The organism is Mucilaginibacter sp. (assembly GCF_039207105.1).
GTDB lineage: Bacteria > Bacteroidota > Bacteroidia > Sphingobacteriales > Sphingobacteriaceae > Mucilaginibacter.
In genome coordinates this window covers 1-17,021 of the sequence record NZ_JBCECK010000117.1, presented here as the reverse complement: position 1 = coordinate 17,021, position 17,021 = coordinate 1, and the positions used below count along the sequence as shown (strand labels likewise).

18 protein-coding genes and 1 pseudogene are annotated in these 17,021 nt (G+C 43.6%); 17 read left to right on the top strand and 2 right to left on the bottom strand.

The annotated features are described in order from the left end of the window. Positions 1–343 precede the first annotated feature (343 nt). From AAGC65_RS19225 to AAGC65_RS19170, 12 genes and pseudogenes are all read left to right on the top strand, one after another. Positions 344–835 (top strand): HAD family hydrolase, encoded by a 492-nt coding sequence (locus tag AAGC65_RS19225; RefSeq protein ID WP_343114084.1) that lies wholly within the window; start codon positions 344–346, stop codon positions 833–835. A 193-nt stretch (positions 836–1,028) separates the two neighbouring features. Then, on the top strand, positions 1,029–2,549 hold the full coding sequence (locus AAGC65_RS19220) for a hypothetical protein (RefSeq protein WP_343114083.1): 1,521 nt from the start codon (positions 1,029–1,031) through the stop codon (positions 2,547–2,549). Between the two features lie 292 nt (positions 2,550–2,841). Beyond that, positions 2,842–3,693 carry an ATP phosphoribosyltransferase gene (gene hisG, locus AAGC65_RS19215; RefSeq protein WP_343114082.1) on the top strand — a complete coding sequence of 284 codons (852 nt, stop codon included), beginning with the start codon at positions 2,842–2,844 and terminating at the stop codon, positions 3,691–3,693. A 164-nt stretch (positions 3,694–3,857) separates the two neighbouring features. Beyond that, complete coding sequence (gene hisD / locus AAGC65_RS19210) at positions 3,858–5,144, top strand: histidinol dehydrogenase (RefSeq protein ID WP_343114081.1); 1,287 nt, start codon at positions 3,858–3,860, stop codon at positions 5,142–5,144. A gap of 138 nt (positions 5,145–5,282) precedes the next feature. After that, on the top strand, positions 5,283–6,326 hold the full coding sequence (hisC, locus tag AAGC65_RS19205; RefSeq protein ID WP_343114080.1) for a histidinol-phosphate transaminase: 1,044 nt from the start codon (positions 5,283–5,285) through the stop codon (positions 6,324–6,326). Next, positions 6,327–7,469, top strand: a complete 1,143-nt coding sequence (gene hisB, locus AAGC65_RS19200; RefSeq protein WP_343114079.1) for a bifunctional histidinol-phosphatase/imidazoleglycerol-phosphate dehydratase HisB — start codon at positions 6,327–6,329, stop codon at positions 7,467–7,469. Positions 7,470–7,507: 38 nt separating this feature from the next. Continuing rightward, positions 7,508–8,161, top strand: a complete 654-nt coding sequence (gene hisH, locus AAGC65_RS19195) for an imidazole glycerol phosphate synthase subunit HisH (RefSeq protein ID WP_343114078.1) — start codon at positions 7,508–7,510, stop codon at positions 8,159–8,161. Positions 8,162–8,165: 4 nt separating this feature from the next. Next, the gene (locus AAGC65_RS19190) at positions 8,166–8,915 is read left to right on the top strand and encodes a 1-(5-phosphoribosyl)-5-[(5-phosphoribosylamino)methylideneamino] imidazole-4-carboxamide isomerase (protein ID WP_343114077.1); all 750 of its coding nucleotides are present in this window, start codon (positions 8,166–8,168) and stop codon (positions 8,913–8,915) included. Positions 8,916–8,964: 49 nt separating this feature from the next. Continuing rightward, positions 8,965–9,309: pseudogene (locus AAGC65_RS19185) on the top strand (endonuclease domain-containing protein); the annotation flags it as partial. 9 nt (positions 9,310–9,318) lie between these two features. Beyond that, positions 9,319–10,104, top strand: a complete 786-nt coding sequence (hisF, locus tag AAGC65_RS19180) for an imidazole glycerol phosphate synthase subunit HisF (RefSeq protein WP_343114085.1) — start codon at positions 9,319–9,321, stop codon at positions 10,102–10,104. Positions 10,105–10,214: 110 nt separating this feature from the next. After that, positions 10,215–10,802, top strand: a complete 588-nt coding sequence (gene hisIE / locus AAGC65_RS19175; protein ID WP_343114076.1) for a bifunctional phosphoribosyl-AMP cyclohydrolase/phosphoribosyl-ATP diphosphatase HisIE — start codon at positions 10,215–10,217, stop codon at positions 10,800–10,802. A 90-nt stretch (positions 10,803–10,892) separates the two neighbouring features. Further along, positions 10,893–11,798 (top strand): WD40 repeat domain-containing protein, encoded by a 906-nt coding sequence (locus AAGC65_RS19170; RefSeq protein WP_343114075.1) that lies wholly within the window; start codon positions 10,893–10,895, stop codon positions 11,796–11,798. A 178-nt stretch (positions 11,799–11,976) separates the two neighbouring features. On the opposite strand, the gene AAGC65_RS19165 is transcribed toward AAGC65_RS19170, so the two are convergent. Beyond that, the gene (locus tag AAGC65_RS19165; RefSeq protein ID WP_343114074.1) at positions 11,977–12,738 is read right to left on the bottom strand and encodes a C40 family peptidase; all 762 of its coding nucleotides are present in this window, start codon (positions 12,736–12,738) and stop codon (positions 11,977–11,979) included. 147 nt (positions 12,739–12,885) lie between these two features. Continuing rightward, complete coding sequence (locus AAGC65_RS19160; RefSeq protein WP_321561322.1) at positions 12,886–13,239, bottom strand: 4Fe-4S dicluster domain-containing protein; 354 nt, start codon at positions 13,237–13,239, stop codon at positions 12,886–12,888. A 101-nt stretch (positions 13,240–13,340) separates the two neighbouring features. Here AAGC65_RS19160 and AAGC65_RS19155 point away from each other — a divergent pair, with 101 nt between their 5' ends. The 5 genes from AAGC65_RS19155 to AAGC65_RS19135 form a co-directional block, all read left to right on the top strand. Then, positions 13,341–14,366: an acyl-CoA reductase gene (locus tag AAGC65_RS19155; protein WP_343114073.1), complete on the top strand. Its 1,026-nt coding sequence runs from the start codon at positions 13,341–13,343 to the stop codon at positions 14,364–14,366. Between the two features lie 62 nt (positions 14,367–14,428). Then, positions 14,429–14,632, top strand: a complete 204-nt coding sequence (locus AAGC65_RS19150; protein ID WP_076378137.1) for a fructose-6-phosphate aldolase — start codon at positions 14,429–14,431, stop codon at positions 14,630–14,632. Positions 14,633–14,637: 5 nt separating this feature from the next. Continuing rightward, a complete protein-coding gene (locus AAGC65_RS19145; protein ID WP_343114072.1) occupies positions 14,638–15,318 on the top strand; it encodes an ATP-binding cassette domain-containing protein in 681 nt (226 codons plus the stop codon). 330 nt (positions 15,319–15,648) lie between these two features. Continuing rightward, a complete protein-coding gene (locus AAGC65_RS19140; RefSeq protein WP_343114071.1) occupies positions 15,649–16,248 on the top strand; it encodes a nucleotide exchange factor GrpE in 600 nt (199 codons plus the stop codon). A 147-nt stretch (positions 16,249–16,395) separates the two neighbouring features. Beyond that, positions 16,396–17,021, top strand: a 626-nt coding sequence (locus AAGC65_RS19135) for a DnaJ domain-containing protein (protein WP_343114070.1), incomplete at its 3' end; no start/stop codon positions are given.

The following is a 17,021-nucleotide window of genomic DNA, read 5'->3' as shown; positions in this document are numbered from 1 at the left end:
TACATAAATTATAAAATCATCGGTTATTTTTAAAAATTTCTAAAAAATCCATTACCAGAGTAATGTTTATTTAACAAATTAATAACATTTAAGACCTATTATTATGATAACATAAATGAAAACCTGCATTTACTTATTTAGAATCAATATAAAGTTGCACAAATTATGCTATAAACAGTTATAAAAGCAGTAATTACAGTAATAACAGAATTTAATTTTGTGCGATTTAGCATGTATAATTGACAGAATCATGACCTTTTAGTTCAACGTACATTTGCATTGATAATTATGCCGCATTTAAAGGAAGTTATAGAATTGTTAACTTCGCCAAAAATTTAAACAGATGCCCGCAAAAAATAAAGCCGTTTTTTTAGATCGTGATGGAGTACTTAACCAGGAAATGGGTGATTACGTACGCCGTTTTGAGGATTTTCATGTATTAGATAACTTTGATGCCCTGAAAACCCTGCAAGACAGAGGTTACATGTTGCTGGTTGCCACCAACCAGGGAGGACTGGCTAAAGGCTGGTACACCGAGGAGGAGCTGGCCAAAATGCACAACCACCTGAAACAGGTTTATAAAGAGCATGGCGTTGATATCGTAGACTTTTTTTATTGCCCGCACCACCCCCTGTTTACCGGCGATTGCGATTGCCGCAAACCAAAACCGGGCCTGTTATTGCAGGGTATAGCTAAATACGACATTGATCCGTCAAAATCATATTTCATTGGTGATCGTGAGCGTGACGTGGAGGCTGGCACCGCCGCCGGCGTAAAAGGCATCCTGATTGACAGCGACCAGCCTATAAGCACCGTGCTTGATCTGATTGATTAATTAAATCACCTCACCACGTCATATGAAATTTGTCATTGCGAGCGATAGCGTGGCAATCGCGAATAATACTGAGCGGATTTGCACAGTTCGCGATTGCTTCGTACCTCGCAATGACACGTTTTAAGTGATTTTTCACAAAACCTAAAACATTTTACCCCCGTAAAACTTTTACCACTATTACAAAATAAAACACATGCAGCTAAGCCGTTACTTAAAAAACTCCGATACCCTTATCGCCGCTTTAATTGGTTTTGTTGCTGTTCAGGTATTTTGCAGTTATAGTGGTATAGGCATCTCGCCGGATTCTATCATGTATATCAGTGCCGCACGCAGCTTTAACGCAAGTGGCACCCTGCATACTTTTAACCATGTGCCCATTGTTGATTTCCCGGTATTTTATCCCATTTTTCTGGGTACCATCCTGCTCATCACCCGGGTAGATCCTGTTATGTTTGGCGCTATACTTAATGGGCTGATGTTTGCGTCCTTAATATTCACCTCCGGGTATATCATGCAACGCTTTGTACCATCGGCAAGGGTATATAAATGGCTCATGTTGGTGGCTATTATATTAAGCCCCGCATTGTTGCAGGCCTACTCTTATTTATGGTCGGAGACCTTGTTTATACTGGAAACGCTTTTATTCCTAGTGGCTTTCAGGCAGTACCTGTTAAAGCATACCGTTAAAGCGCTTATAGTTGCCGCCCTTATAGCTGCTATAAGCTGCGTAACCCGCTACGCTGCGGTTACCATTGTAGGCACCGGCGGTGTGCTGTTACTGCTCGACAGAGTTTTGCCGCTGAAAAAGAAAATTGTACATATTATTATATACGGCTTTGTTTGCATATCGCTGCTGGTAAGCAACCTGCTGTTCAACGCGCTCATGTCGGGTACCACAACCGGACCGCGTGAACCATCTATTACCCCTTTCAGCAAAAACCTGTACTATTTTGGCACTGTTATGTGCGATTGGATGGGTCTCACTCCTAACCAATACTTTCTGGCAACACCGCTTGCCGTTATTATATTGTTAGGCTTTATAGCTGCACTGGCTTACAATTACTACCGTCGCCGGGTTGATAGCTTTGAAAACCTGGCCATTACCTTTGCGCTGGTGTATGGCTTGTTCATTGTGTTGTCATCTACCTTTTCACGTTACGAGCGCATTAACCACCGTTTACTGGCTCCTATTTATATACCTGCTCTTTGGGGTTATACCAGTTGGGGATTGCTGCTGCTCAAAAACATCGCCAATAAAACTACTAAAAACATAGTAGCAGCCATATTTATAGTGATGATGCTGGGCTTTGTAACTAAAGAGTTTTTAATTGATAAAGCCCGCTACAGCGACCAGATAGCCGACGAATATGGTAACCCCGGCTACACCGATAACAGCTGGCTCGAATCGCCATTTGCGGCTTACCTTAAAAGCGGCGACAAAAGCCTGTTTAAACCCGGCGTAAAAATTTATACCGACGCGCATGAGGCCGTTTACTTTTTCTCAGGTATGTCATCATACCTGGTACCACATAAATTCTTCAAAAAGGATATTGCCAAATTTTACCAGGCAAAGCGCTACTACCTTATCTGGTTTAATGTGCTGGAAAATCCGGAGCTCATTAACCTGAAAGATATTCAGAAAGTAAAATCACTCAAAAAGATCAAAGATTTTGGGGAAGAGGGGGCTATTTATGAATATCAGGAGGTTCAATAGTTCAGTGGTTCATTAGTTCATTTGTAGCATATCAAATATTAGTTTATTGCCCAAACCAATAAACTAATGAACCCAGTGAACTAATGAACAAATAAATTTTGATTTAAAAAACATCTGTATATATTTGCGGCAGCTAATCTATAGTTTTACTATATAAAAATGAACGGTATCGCACTACATCATCTTCATCTGCATCACCACCATGTGGTGATCAGCTAATATGTATGTTTCTACGCGAAATAACAACCTCCGTTTATACTCTTTTTTATCATAGTTTCTTAAACTCAATCTTTTGAAAACACTTAAAATAGCGATCCAGAAATCTGGTCGGCTCAACGAAAAATCTGTTGAATTATTAAAAAATTGCGGCTTAAATTTTGAAAACTACAAAAGCTCGCTTATCTCCCCGGTATCCAATTTCCCTTTAGAGATCCTTTTTCTTCGCGATGATGATATTCCTGAATATGTTCAGGATGGCATTGCCGATCTGGGTATTGTTGGCGAAAACGTGATACAGGAAACCGAAGTGGAGGTAAGCTACCTGCAACGTTTGGGTTTTGGTAAATGCTCATTAAAAATTGCCGTTCCTAATAATAACGAAATTCAAAGCCTTGCCGACCTGCACGGAAAAGCTATAGCTACCACCTACCCGGTTATCTTGGGTAAATTCTTAAAACAACAAGGTATTGAATCAGATATCCGCACCATTTCCGGTTCGGTTGAAATTTCGCCAGGCCTGGGTTTAAGCGATGCCATTTGCGATTTGGTTTCAACCGGCGGTACCTTAAAAAGCAACGGACTGAAACCATTTGCCGATGTGATGTCGTCAGAAGCGGTATTGATCAGCAGCAAGGCAACTGAAAATAACGATCTGGTTCAGGAACTGATACAACGCGTTCAATCTGTTTTACGTGCCAAAGAGACTAAGTACGTGGTACTTAACGTTCATAAAGACAACCTTAGCGCGGTTACCGCTTTGCTGCCAGGCGTAAAAAGTCCGTCGGTAGTAAACCTTGCCGAGGCTGACTGGGTTGCGGTACACACCGTTATCCCGGAACGTGATTTTTGGGACAGGATCAGTCTTCTGAAACAAGCCGGTGCGCAAGGCATTGTAGTAATGCCAATTGAGAAAATAATATTATAGGGCGACGAGCCTCACCCAACCCTCTCCAAGGGAGAGGGCTTAAAAAAAGCTTTTTTAAGTCTCCCCCTTTGGGGGAGATTTAGAGGGGGCTCCTGGCTGGACGCCGAATTAACTCGGACTAAACACTTAAACAAATAAATTCCCCCTTCAGGGGTTAGGGGCTTATGAAATTATTTAATTATTCAGACCTTACTGCAACCGACATACAAAAACTGGTTCAGCGCAATGTTGACCCGGCTAATGAGATCCGCAGCATTGTTGAAGAGGTGATTGACCACGTTCAGCAAAACGGCGACCGTGCTTTGTATGATTATGCCAGCAAGTTTGACAAGGTTGAGCTCAGTAACCTGTACCTTGACAAAACAGACTTGGAAGAACTGGCCGAAAGTGTATCGGCCGAGCAAAAAGCCGCGCTGCAAACTGCTTATAATAATATTCTTAAATTTCACCGTACCCAGTTAAAGACTGAAGATAAGGTAGAAACCATGCCCGGCGTAACCTGCTGGCGCGAGCTACGGCCTATTGAAAAGGTAGGTTTATACATCCCCGGTGGTACTGCCGTTTTACCAAGCACTTTTTTAATGTTAGGTATCCCGGCCAAAATAGCCGGTTGCCATGAAATTGTGGTATGCTCGCCACCACAAAAAAACGGCAAGGTGAATGCCTTTATAGCCTATGTAGCCCTGTTACTGGGTATTGAAAAGATATTTTTGATAGGCGGTGCCCAGGCAATAGCGGCTATGGCTTACGGTACAGAAAGCGTTACCAGGGTTGATAAAATATTTGGCCCGGGCAACCAGTTTGTAACCAAGGCTAAAACGATTATACAATCAACCACCACCACGGCCATTGATATGCCGGCGGGCCCGTCGGAAGTATTGGTTATCGCTGATGAAAGCGCTACCCCGGCCTACATTGCCGCCGATCTGCTGGCACAGGCTGAGCATGGTATTGATAGTCAATCGGTATTGGTGTGTACATCTGCCAAAATAGCACAGGAAACAATGGCCGAAGTGGAAAAACAATTGCCTACCCTGCCCCGTGCTGAAATAGCTAAAGTGGCTATCGATAACTCGTACATCGTAGTTGCCTCCAACCTGGAACAGGCTATGGACTTCAGTAACCAATATGCTCCAGAGCATTTGATATTGGCTACCGAAAGATGGAAAGAGATAACCGGTTTCATTATCAACGCGGGCTCCGTATTCCTGGGCAATTTAACACCGGAAAGCGCGGGCGATTATGCGTCGGGCACTAACCATACGCTGCCAACCAGCAGCTATGCAAGGGCTTATTCAGGCGTATCAGTTGATTCGTTTGTGAAGAAGATCACCTTCCAGCATATTACCCGTGAGGGCATCCAGAACATTGGCCCAAGCGTGGAGATTTTGGCTGAGTTAGAGGGATTGCATGCACACAGGAATGCGGTCTCAATTAGAAACAGTAATTAAAAAACGTTATTGCGAACAAAGAAGCCCCCTCTAAATCTCCCCCAAAGGGGAAGACTTTAAAAACAGTATTTTAAAGCCCTCTCCTTTGGAGAGGGTTGGGTGAGGCTTCTTCGCTCGCAATGACAAACATCAATTAAAATGTACAATATCAACAATATACTAAGGGAAAACATCAAAAACCTAACCCCCTACTCTTCCGCACGTGATGAGTACCAGGGTGAGGCGAGTGTTTTTCTGGATGCTAATGAAAACGCTTTCGGATCGCCATTGGATCAGCAGTTTAACCGCTATCCCGATCCGCTGCAGTACCAGTTAAAAAAACGCATTACCGAAATTAAGGGCGTACCACCACGCAATATCTTTATTGGCAACGGCAGCGATGAGGCTATTGATATCCTTTTCCGCAGCTTTTGTAACCCGGGTGTGGATAATGTGATCATCGTTCCCCCTACTTACGGCATGTACCAGGTATCGGCCAATATTAATGATGTGGAGGCCCGCAAGGTTTTACTGACCGAAGATTACCAGCTTAACCTGGAAGGAATTGCCGAAGCTATCGACAAGAATACTAAACTGATCTTTATCTGCTCTCCAAACAATCCTACAGGCAATTCTATTAACCGTGCCGATGTAGAAACCCTGCTGGCTAATTTTAACGGCCTTGTTATTGTTGATGAGGCTTATATCAACTTCAGCCGCCAAAAAACTTTTATTCAGGAGCTTACCGAATATGCCAATCTTGTGGTATTGCAAACCTTGTCAAAAGCCTGGGGACTGGCCGGCCTGCGTGTAGGTATGGCATTTGCCAGCGAGGAAATCATTGAGGTGATGAACAAGGTAAAACCACCTTACAACGTTAATGAGGCATCACAACAACTGGCGTTGGAAGCACTGGCTAACGTTGATCAGATCAACGCCTGGATCAAAGAGACACTGTCACAACGCGACAGGTTGGTGCTTGAGCTTAAAAACTTTGATTTTGTGCTGGATATTTATCCGTCAGATGCTAACTTTATCCTCGTGAAAACTACTGATGCCAACAAAATTTACGACTATCTGGTTGGCAAAGGCATCATTATACGCAACCGCTCCAAAGTTGAACTTTGCGAAGGCTGTCTGCGCATTACCGTGGGTACTCCTGATGAAAATACCACTTTACTCCAAACCCTACAGAATTTTTAAATGAGCAATCTACAGAAAATATTATTTGTTGACCGCGATGGCACGCTGATCAAAGAACCTGCTGATGAGCAGATAGATTCTTTTGAAAAGCTGGAGTTTTATCCCGGCGCGTTAACCTATCTGCCCAAAATAGCTAAAGAGCTTGATTTTGAACTGGTAATGGTTACCAACCAGGACGGCTTAGGTACGGCATCATACCCGGAAGATACCTTTTGGCCGGTACATAACTTTATCCTCAAAACCTTTGAGGCCGAAGGTGTAAAGTTTGATAACATTGTTATTGACCGTACCTTCCCTGCCGAAAAAGCACCAACCCGCAAACCGGGTACAGCGCTGCTTACCCAATACCTTGATGCCGATAAGTACGATCTGCAAGGTTCATTTACTATTGGCGACCGTAAAAACGATGTACTGCTGGCCCGGAATCTTGGGGCAAAAGCCATCTGGCTTAATAATAACTCAGGTTTAGGCGGTGGCGAGTTTACCGAGGCTGATCACATCGGCGATACCATTGCACTGGAAACTACCGACTGGAAACAGATATACGAATTTCTGAAACTGGGGCAACGCGTGGTTGAACACCGCCGTACTACCAAAGAGACAGATATTTACATTAAAATAAACCTTGATGGCACGGGCGAGTCAAAAGTATCAACCGGGTTGCACTTTTTTGACCACATGCTTGACCAGATTGCACGACACGGTAGTATTGATCTGGAAGTGACCGCCAAAGGTGACTTGCATATTGACGAGCACCATACCATTGAAGATACCGGCATTGCCTTAGGCGAGGTTTTTGCTACAGCATTAGGTAACAAAAAAGGCATTGAACGCTATGGTTTTTGCCTGCCAATGGATGACTGTTTGGCACAAGCGGCTATTGATTTTGGCGGCCGTAACTGGATAGTTTGGGAAGCAGAATTTAACCGCGAAAAAGTAGGCGATGTACCTACGGAAATGTTTTATCATTTCTTCAAATCGTTCTCAGACGCGGCCAAATGCAACCTGAATATCAAGGCCGAAGGCCAAAACGAGCATCACAAAATTGAGGCGATATTTAAAGTATTTGCCAAGGCAATAAAAATGGCCGTAAAACGTGATGTAGATAAGATGGTTTTACCAAGTACTAAAGGGGTATTATAGCCCCTAACCCCCTAAAGGGGGAACTTTTGAATTACATCATGGACAGTAATCAGGAAAATAAAATAAGCACTTCCCAGGCTCCCCCTTTAGGGGGCGGGGGGGGCATCGGCATCATTCGATACGGCGCAGGCAACATTTTTTCGCTCACAGCGGCATTGGATCGTTTGGGGATACCTTACGGCATGATCAATAAAGCGGAGGACTTTGATCTATACGACCGTTACATTATCCCCGGCGTTGGCCACGCGGGTACTGCCATGCGCAAGCTGGAGCAAACCGGCCTGGTACCAACCATTAAAGCCCTGAACAAACCAACACTGGGTATTTGCGTCGGCATGCAGTTGCTTACTTCCTATTCTGAAGAGGGCGACTCTGATTTGCTCAATATATTCCCTATCAAAACCTTAAAATTTAAGGAGAGCAGCACCCTCAAAGTTCCGCATACCGGCTGGAACCAGGTATTCCCCGAAAAGGAAAACCCGCTGTTTAAAAATATACCGTCGGGTTCACATTTTTACTTTGTACATTCATACTTTATTGAATACGATAAAGATTACACTTTATCGGCTGCCAACTACAACAATGAATTTTCGGCATCAATTTGGCATGATAACTTTTACGGAGTACAATTTCACCCTGAAAAATCAGGTGTGCACGGCGAAACATTGTTAACAAACTTTTCAAAAATATAAAGACATGTACATTATCCCTGCGATTGACATATTGAACAAAAAGGTAGTGCGTTTGCGTGAAGGCGATTATGGTCAGGTAACAGAATACGATGTTACGCTTGAAGAAATGATTGAGCGCTACCAAAGCAATGGTACCAATTTTATTCATATCATAGACCTGAACGGCGCCAAAAACGATTTCAGCAACCAGCAATACCTGTTTGATGTGATCCGTAAAACCGATATGAAGGTACAGTACGGAGGCGGCATCCGGAGCATTGATAAAGTAAAAGAGCTGATTGACGCGGGCATTCATCGCGTTATTGTAGGCACACAGGCACTTACCAACCCCAGCTTTTTACCCGAACTGGGCAGCGAGATATGCGGTAAAGACAAATGCTCAGACCAGGTAGTTATCGCTATCGACGTGCTCGACGAGGTGATCAAATATTCAGGCTGGATGGAAAGCTCACCTATTAAACTAAGAGATTACGTTGATAAATGCTTATCGTTAGGCTTTTTCCGCTTTTTATGTACCGATATCAATAAAGACGGCAAACTGGGCGGAGCAGGTATTGACCTTTACGAAAAACTGCTTGACCATTCACCATTCATTAAACTGATCGCCTCTGGTGGTGTAAGCTCCATGAAAGATATTGAGCAGCTGAGCCGCTTAAAGGTGGAATCATGCGTAGTAGGCAAAGCTATTTACGAAGGCCATATCACCATCGAAGACGTTAAGAACTGGAATCTGGACGCCTTGATTTCGATATAGGGCCCCCCAGCCCCCTGAAGGGGGAGCTATTTGCTTACGTAATTCTCTGATGAAAAGGAAGATGTTTTTGGGTGCTGACCCTCTGATATTTAAAAATGCGGAAGCTCTTCGATATAGAATGACCGCAGCTGAAGAATTGCTGTGGGGCTATTTAAAAGGTAAACAATTAGGTGTAAAATTTAGAAGGCAGCATCCTTTAGGTATTTATATTGCTGATTTCTATTGTCATCAATATAAATTGGTTATTGAGTTGGATGGTAGCATTCACAAAGTCGCAACAATAGCAATAAACGATTTAGAGCGTCAGGCGAATTTAGAACGTGATGACATTAAGGTGCTGCGCTTTACAAATGATCAAATATTCAACAATTTAAATAAAGTATTGGAAGATATAAATACGCAAATCAAAGGCTCCCCCTTTAGGGGGCGGGGGGGGCTCGCCAAGCGCATCATCCCCTGCCTTGATGTTAAAGACGGCCGTACGGTAAAAGGCGTAAACTTTGTTGACCTGCGCGATGCCGGAGACCCGGTTGAACTGGCATGGAACTACTCGAACCAGGGTGCCGACGAACTGGTTTTCCTGGATATTACCGCCACGGTTGAGCGTCGTAAAACGATGGTAGAGCTGGTAAAGGCCGTTGCCCGGCAGATCAATATTCCGTTTACCATTGGCGGTGGTATTAATGAAATTGCCGATGCCGACGCGCTGCTTAATGCAGGTGCTGATAAAATATCCATCAATTCGGCCGCGGTACGCAACCCGGCACTGATTGATGAATTGGCCAAAGCTTTTGGTGTTCAGTTTGTGGTAATTGCGGTTGATACCCGCAGTATAGGCGATAAAAACGTTGTTCACCTCAATGGCGGTCGTTTACCTACAGAGCACGAAACTTTAGAGTGGATACTGGAAGCCGAAAGTCGCGGCGCAGGCGAGATCCTGCTTACCTCAATGGATCACGACGGTACTAAAAATGGCTTTGATAATGGCCTACTGAAAACCATCAATGACGCAGTGCATATCCCCGTGATTGCCTCAGGCGGCGCCGGTGCTGTGCAGCACTTTGTTGATGTATTTGACAAAACAAATGTAGATGCCGCTTTGGCAGCCTCAGTATTTCACTACGGCGAAATACTGATACCTGATCTGAAAGCTGTATTAAAAAGTAATAATATTGAGGTAAGGATATAACTGGGTGCGAAGAGTGTGGTGCGAAGATCGGGGATGAACTGTGTGTATCAGCCTTATTACCCGCACCACACATCCGCTCCCCCGTATTCTCCCCTCACAACCAACATAAAATGAACATTGATTTCAACAAAACCGACGGACTGGTTCCGGTTATTATTCAGGATGAGCAAACCCTTGAGGTGCTGATGCTTGGGTATATGAACCAGGAAGCGTATGATAAAACGGTACAGGAAAATATCGTCACCTTTTTTTCCCGTTCAAAAAACCGCTTGTGGACCAAAGGCGAAACTAGCAGCAACTTTCTGCATGTAAAAAACATCAGTATTGATTGCGATAACGATACCATCCTGATCAAGGTTAAAGCCGATGGCCCTACCTGCCACACCGGATCACGCAGCTGCTTTAAAACTGAGTATAACCAAAACTTTATACTGGAGCTGGAAAACATTATTGCCGATAGGTACGAGAACCCGGTTGAGGGATCATACGTAAATAAACTGCGCAGCAAAGGCCTCAATAAAATAGCCCAAAAAGTTGGTGAAGAAGGTGTTGAAACCGTAATAGCGGCCCTGGCCGAAACAGAAACCGACCTGATCAACGAGTCATCTGATCTGGTTTTTCACCTGTTGGTACTACTCCGTGAAAAAGGACTCGACCTTAAAACCATCGCCAAAAATTTAGAAGGAAGACATAAATAGCAGTTTGCAGTTTTGAGTTAGCAGTTATGAGTTGGTGCTCATGTTTCGATATTTAACTCAAAACTCATTACTCAAAACTCATCACTCCCAATGAATGTTGAAAAAATAGCAGAACTAACCGGGCATGGCAACCCTATTTTTACACTGGAACTTTCGCAAAAGCCGGGTATATTATTTACCGGCGGCAACGATAAAGGCTTGGTGGAATGGAGCCTGAAAGACTTTTCGTTCATCAAAGTGATGTTCCCGGTTAATGCTTCTATTTATGCCATCCACTGCCCGGCAGGTTTCCCGGTATTAATCGCAGGCCTGCGCAGTGGCGAGGTATTGGTGTTTGATTTTATACAGCAAAAGCTTATTAAATCGCTCAGGCACCACGTTAAACCTATTTTTGATATCAAGTCGGCCCCGCAGAAGAACGAATTGCTGATAGCTTCTGAAGATGGTACAGTTTCTGTATGGAGCCTTGCCAGTTTAGAATTAGTGCACACTATCAAAGTATCGGCAGATACAGTGCGCTGCATAGCCATATCGGCCGATGAAAAACAAGTAGCTTTCGGCTGCCGCGATAACAGCATCAAAATATACGACCTGGAAGATTATACACTGCTTAAAGCTGTACATGGGCATACCATGTCTGTTTTCGCGCTGGCCTACAGCCCGGATGGTACCTACCTGGCATCGGGAGGGCGCGACGCGCAGATCAAGATCTGGGATACGGCAAACTACCAGCCTTTAAAAAGTATACCGGCGCATATGTTTGCCATTAACCATATCCTTTTCCATCCTACCCTACCCTATTTTGCCACAGCCAGCATGGATAAAGGCATTAAAATATGGGGAGCCGATGATTTTAAATTGTACAAGAATATCAGCCGCGAAAAAGGTCATGCAAGCCACCCCTTATCGGTAAACAAACTGGCCTGGAACGGCAATCAGCTGCTCTCCGTAAGTGATGATAAAAAGGTGATTGTTTGGGATATTAAGTTTGATTGATGTTTGTCTGAACCAGGATTTTTGGGATTGAAGGGTTACCTTGATTTTTCATCGTGATAATGCTTAGATCAAGATTCTTGTCATTGCGAGCGTAGCGCGGCAATCGCAGACTTTACAGAGAGTACTTGCATTGTTCGCGATTGCTTCGTACCTCGTAATGACAGGTAGTATAAAACACTCACATAAACCGCTTTATACTGTGCAACTTATGCGTATGGCGTTTTTGTTCTTCTGAATAAATCCCCTCGTTATCAATTGAATCTATTTTTACTTTGCCCGATGCATGGATGATCCGCCCGTTGTTAAACATAATGCCAACATGCGTTACCCGGCCTTCGGGATTATTAAAAAATGCAAGGTCGCCTAAGCGTGCATGTTCAATATTTTCAACCAGTTTACCTTCCAAAACCTGCTGGCTGGCATCTCTTTGTATGTGAATATTATTCAGCTTAAATACAACCTGGGTAAAACCTGAGCAGTCGATGCCGAAATGGGTGCGTCCGCCCCATAAGTATGGCGCGTTTAAAAACGATTTGGCCGTAGTGGCAATATCTTCACGTTCTCCAATTTCGCCAACTATCTCAAACCTGTCGGTGCCTATGCAGCAGGTAACACCATCCAAAAAGACAAGCGAACTGCCTGCAGGCAAATAAAGTACGCTGTTATCGGCTTTTTTCCAGGCCTGGGTTACAGCCCTGTAAGTTAGGGGCGCCGGTGTATGCTTCAGGCTTTGGTAAGCGATATGCCCCAGCATAACAAATTGTAAGCGACCGATCCACCCGGTGTAGTTATCACTTTGGGTAACTACTTTTACCCAGCGCTCGGTCCACTCCAAAATTTCAAAGGCCTCGCCAAATAAGATCTGAGATACCTGTTCGCTCCGGTCGCTGGCTTCGGCGCGTAAGGGAATTACCGCAAGGTTACAAATACCGTATTCCATTTAAAATTGCTAAACACAAAAGAAACAAAAATAATTTACATGATATTAACCAGTTTGGTCACTTCATCATAAAAATTATTGGCCAAACTTCAAAACAAAAAAGGGAACAGCAAGCCGTTCCCTTTTAAATATATTGTAAAATAACAATTATTCGTTCATATGCAGCCACTCTTTTTTGGCCAGCAGTTCTTCTTCGCTTTCGCGTATATCCTCATCGTCTACACAGCAGTCAACCGGGCATACAGCAGCACACTGCGGTTCGTCATGAAAACCAACACACTCGGTACACTTATCTGGCACAATGTAATATATATCGTCAGATAAGGCAGCCTGGGTTTCCTCAGCATTTAAGGTATTACCATCGCCAAAATCAATAACGCCTTTCAGCCCTGTACCGTCGCTAAAACGCCATGCAGCGCCAGCATCATAAATAGCATTATTTGGGCACTCCGGCTCGCAGGCTCCGCAGTTTATGCATTCATCGGTGATTTTAATCGCCATATTTCTAAATATCTAATATTCTCAATTAACTTTGCCTGAAATTTACAGGCGCACAAATATAACAAAAAAAGGCTTTAAGGGTTTAAATCCTTACCATATATATGTCAAAAATTAATATAAAAAACTCAATAAATTCATTTTCAAGCTTGGGAAAACAGTTAATAGCGCCAGATGCACAACTCATGGCTATTATTAACGATGAGCAATACCACAATGCCTGGTTTACGCCCGAAAGTGTTTTGGAGGCCGTAACTGCCATTGGCAACATGCTTAACGAGGCCGATCTGCAACTATGGCTGTCAAAATACAACCTTGAAAATGACAAACCGGTAAAAAAGATTGGTCTTATTTTGGCTGGTAATATACCGCTGGTTGGCTTTCATGATGTGCTTTGCGTGCTGGCTTCTGGTAATCACGCGCTTATCAAAGCATCATCACAGGATGCTCGCCTTATTAAACAGGTTTTACAACGCCTGGTTGATATTGACAGCACTTTTGCCGATAAATTCAGTTTTGTTGAGCGCCTGGTAAACTTCGACGCTATTATAGCTACAGGCAATAATAACAGCTCGCGCTATTTTGATTATTATTTTGGCAAGGTGCCTAACATCATCCGCAAAAACCGCAATAGCATAGCCCTGCTTACCGGTACAGAAAGCGCCGAAGAACTGTTTAAGCTTGGTCATGATATTTTTGATTATTACGGCCTGGGCTGCCGCAATGTATCGAAACTATTGGTACCCGAAGGTTATAATTTCAATTTCTTTTTTGAATCGATAGAGGCTCATAAAGCTATCATCCATCATCATAAATACAATAATAATTATGATTATAATAAGTCGATTTACCTGGTAAACGGCGACCCTCACCTGGATAATGGTTTCCTGATGGTAAAAGAGGATGACAGGATGGCATCTCCGCTGTCGGTAGTGTATTTTAGTTATTATGCTGATCTGCCAGCTGCCCAACAATTATTGACTGAACAAAGCGAAAACCTGCAGTGCATTGTTACCACCGCAACTATCACGGTGCCTAACCAGGTAGTGGTTTTTGGCCAAAGCCAGCAGCCCGCTTTATGGGATTATGCTGATGGGATTGATACAATGGAATTCTTGGCAAATCTTTAAAATTACAATACCTTTGAGCAAACAGCCGTCCATGGACTATAGACCATGGACCATGGACAAAAATGTATATTATAAAAGTTAAAGGCGTTGCCAAAATACCTGATTACGTGCAGCTTCGTGACGATAAGTTCACCCTGCTGGCTTATTTCAGGGTGGATAGGCCTGATAAATCGTTAGATAAGGTGGGGCTTGCGGATAAGGCCGAATATATTATGAATATTATAAAAGATCTGCCTTTTGGCCAGATCTTAAAATTAGAGCTATAAAAAAGATGATCGGAAACTCTGTAATCAAGTTAAACGGTGTTGATATTTTTCAACAGGCACACCTGGTTCTATCAAACGTTAACCTGCATATTGACAAAGGCGATTTTGTATGGCTGATTGGCCAAACCGGATCTGGCAAAAGCAGTTTGCTTAAAGTAATTTATGGCGATCTGGGCATCAAAAGCGGCACCGGTCATGCCTGCGGATACGAACTGAGTAAACTACCCGGTCGCGATGTGCCGTTTTTGAGGCGCAAGCTGGGTATTGTTTTCCAGGATTTTCAACTGCTTACCGACAGGTCAATTGAGCAAAACCTGCTTTTTGTGATGCGTGCTACCGGCTGGAAAGACAAAAAACTGATTGCCGAGCGTACCCTTGATGTATTGGAAAAAGTAGGCCTTCGTTCCAAACTTAAAAAAATGCCGCATGAGCTATCCGGCGGCGAGCAGCAGCGTGTGGTTATTGCCCGTGCCCTGCTTAACGATCCCGAAATTATACTGGCCGACGAGCCAACCGGCAACCTTGACCCGGAAACATCCGAAGAAATTGTACTGCTGCTGAAACAGATCAGCCAATCAGGCACCTCGGTACTGGTGGCCACACATGATTATCATATTATCCGTGCATTCCCATCGCGCATCATCAAATGTGAAAATGGTAAGGTACTGGAAGACGCGGAAATTTAACCGTTGATTGTTTTTGATTGCGCTGATTTCGTTGATTGCCTTTCAAATGGATAATGATTTTGTCTGAACCACGATTTATAGGATTATAAGATTACCTCGATTTTTTTAACAGGTAAAAGAAATCCTAATAATCCCAAAATCAGTTTAATCATGGTTCAGACAAAAGAATCAACGAAATCAGCGCAATCAAAACCAATCAGCGGTCAAGAATCAACAGTCAACCTGTCACTCCTGCACAAAAGGTGTCACACCTTCCTGATTAATTTATTGACCACTGACAGCTTGTCGGCTTTAGGGCAATGGCAGGATACTTGATTGGCACTATCAGCTATGAAATTTAACGATATGTTGAAGAAAAAGAAGAAAGAAAATACGGATACTCCAGAAAATATGAACACGACAGATCAGGAAAATATACAAGACGACGGACAGGAACAGGCTCAGACCGAAACTGCTGAACAGGAGGTTGTAGACGCACCTTCTGCCGAGGATAAATTGAAAGAAGAACTGGCCCAGGCAAACGACAAGTACCTGCGCTTATATGCCGAATTTGATAACTTCAGAAGACGCACCCAAAAAGAACGCGCCGAAGCCCGCGAAACCGAAGGTAAAGAGCTATTGGTAGCCCTGTTACCTGTTTTAGACGATTTTGAACGCGCGCAGCGCTCAATGGAAAAAGCGGTTGATGTAACATCGGTTAAGGAAGGTGTTACGCTTATCCAAAACAAATTAAAAAATATACTGGGCCAAAAAGGCCTGAAAGAAATGGAATCTGTAGGCGCACCGTTTGATGCCGACCTGCACGAGGCCATTACCAACATACCAGCCCCTACCGACGACCTAAAAGGCAAGGTACTTGACGAAATGGAAAAAGGATATTACCTGAAAGACAGGGTGATCCGCTTTGCCAAAGTAGTAGTAGGAGCGTAAATTAATTATTGAATTATTGAAGGATTGAGTTATTGAATTTTATTCTTGATCTATCCCTACTCAGTAATTCAACAGAAACACATTGAAAATTGAATTATCTGGTTATCAATAATTCAATAACCCAATAATTCAACATTAAAAAGTTATATGGCTAAGAGAGATTATTACGATGTGCTGGGTGTAGCAAAAGGTGCCAGTGCCGATGATATAAAAAAGGCATATCGTAAAATGGCTATCAAGTATCACCCTGATAAAAACGAGGGCGATAAAGAAGCTGAAGAGAAATTCAAGGAAGCTGCCGAAGCTTACGAGGTTTTAAGCAGTCCTGAAAAACGTCAGCGTTATGACCAGTTTGGCCATGCTGCCAACGCGTCATCAGCAAATGGCGGTGGCTATGGTGGCGGTGGCATGAATATGGACGACATATTTAGCCAGTTTGGTGATATTTTTGGCGGCGGCAGTCCGTTTGAAGGCTTTTTTGGCGGCGGTGGCCGTCAGGGCGGCGGTGCCGGCGGCAGGCGTGTGGCCCGCGGTAGCAACCTGCGTATCAAAGTACGTTTAACCTTAGAAGAAATTGCCAACGGTGCCGAAAAGAAAATAAAGGTTAATAAACAAATTGTTTGTAAAACCTGCGATGGCTCTGGCGCAAAAGATAAATCATCGTTCCAAACCTGTAAAACTTGCGGTGGCTCGGGCGCGGTGCGCAGGGTAACCAATACCATACTGGGCCAGATGCAAACTACCAGCACCTGCCCTACCTGTAACGGCGAAGG